This window comes from Pseudomonas sp. 05N434 (assembly GCF_056396965.1).
The window spans coordinates 1-1,830 of sequence record NZ_JBFTMK010000761.1 but is presented as its reverse complement, the minus strand read 5'-3'; the positions used below and the strand labels follow the sequence as shown (position 1 = coordinate 1,830).

1 protein-coding gene is annotated in these 1,830 nt (G+C 62.1%); it reads right to left on the bottom strand.

Annotated elements, in window-relative coordinates:
- Positions 1–116: 116 nt before the first annotated feature.
- On the bottom strand, positions 117–1,637 hold the full coding sequence (exaC, locus tag AC1DLB_RS29040) for an acetaldehyde dehydrogenase ExaC (protein WP_019648895.1): 1,521 nt from the start codon (positions 1,635–1,637) through the stop codon (positions 117–119).
- Between the last annotated feature and the right edge of the window lie 193 nt (positions 1,638–1,830).

Genomic DNA, 1,830 nt, shown 5'->3' with positions numbered 1-1,830 from the left:
ACGACGCCTTCGCGGGCAAGCCTCGCTCCTACAGGGATGCGCGGACCTCACGGCCAACACATAACCTGTAGGAGCGAGGCTTGCCCGCGAAGGCCATCACCCGGTTTCAGGTCGTATCAGAAGAACCCCAGCGGATTGATGTCGTAGCTCACCAGCAGGTTTTTGGTCTGTTGGTAATGGTCGAGCATCATCTTGTGGTTCTCACGGCCGACACCGGACTTCTTGTAGCCACCGAACGCGGCGTGGGCCGGGTACAGGTGGTAGCAGTTGGTCCAGACGCGCCCGGCCTTGATCGCCCGGCCCATGCGGTAGGCGCGGTTGATGTCGCGGGTCCACAGGCCCGCACCGAGGCCGAACTCGCTGTCGTTGGCGATCGCCAGGGCTTCGGCTTCGTCCTTGAAGGTGGTGACACCCACCACCGGGCCGAAGATTTCTTCCTGGAACACGCGCATTTTGTTGTGGCCCTTGAGCAGCGTCGGCTGGATGTAATAGCCGCTGGACAAGTCGCCTTCCAGCCGCTCGGCCGCGCCGCCAGTGAGCAGCTCGGCGCCCTCCTCCTGGGCGATTTTCAGGTACGAGAGGATCTTGTCGTATTGCTGCTCGGACGCCTGGGCGCCGACCATGGTCTCGGTGTCCAGCGGGTTGCCGCGCTTGATCTTGACGATCTTCTTCATCACCTCGGCCATGAACGGCTCGTAGATCGATTCCTGCACCAGTGCCCGCGACGGACAAGTGCAGACTTCGCCCTGGTTGAAGAACGCCAGCACCAGGCCTTCGGCGGCTTTTTCGATGAACTGCGGTTCGGCGTTCATGATGTCTTCGAAGAAGATGTTCGGCGACTTGCCGCCCAGCTCAACGGTGCTTGGAATGATGTTCTCGGCTGCGCAATGCATGATGTGCGCGCCCACCGGGGTGGAACCGGTGAAGGCGATCTTGGCGATGCGCTTGCTGGTGGCCAGCGCTTCACCGGCTTCGCGACCGAAGCCCTGGACGATGTTCAGCACGCCGGCCGGCAGCAAATCGGCGATCAGCTCGGCGAACACCATGATCGACAGCGGTGTTTGCTCGGCGGGTTTGAGCACGATGCAGTTGCCGGCCGCCAGCGCCGGGGCGAGTTTCCAGGCGGCCATCAGCAGCGGGAAGTTCCACGGAATGATCTGCCCGACCACGCCCAGTGGTTCGTGGAAATGATAGGCGGTAGTCAGTTCGTTGATTTCAGCGGCACCGCCCTCTTGAGCGCGGATGCAACCGGCGAAGTAACGGAAGTGGTCGGCGGCCAGCGGCACGTCAGCGTTGAGGGTTTCGCGCACGGCCTTGCCGTTGTCCCAGGTTTCGGTGACGGCGAGGATTTCCAGGTTCTGTTCGATGCGGTCAGCGATTTTCAGCAGCACCAGCGAGCGGTCCTGCGCCGAGGTTTTGCCCCAGGCATCAGCGGCGGCATGGGCGGCGTCGAGAGCCTTTTCGATGTCGGCGGCGCTGGAGCGCGGGAATTCGGCGATCACTTCACCGGTGACCGGTGAGGTATTGGTGAAGTACTCGCCATTGACCGGGGCGACGAACTCGCCGCCGATGAAATTGCCGTAGCGCGGTTTGAAGGAAACGATGGCGCCAGGTGTTCCGGGTTGTGCGTAGATCATGATGGGCCTCTGTCTGGGTCGATGCCTGTCAGGCCAACAGGCGATGAACCGATAGTAGAGAGCCCCGCCTGTCAGACGAATGCGCCGTTGGCAGGGGGACTCTCGTTATTTGGTAGTAGAAGGCGCCGCTGTGTCAGCGGGCTTTTGTGGCGAGGGAGCTTGCTCCCGTTCGGCTGCGAAGCAGTCGTAAATC

Coding starts and splice junctions, on each gene's coding strand:
- exaC (WP_019648895.1), bottom strand. CDS start 1,637: ATGATCTACGCACAACCCGGAACACCTGGCGCCATCGTTTCCTTCAAA.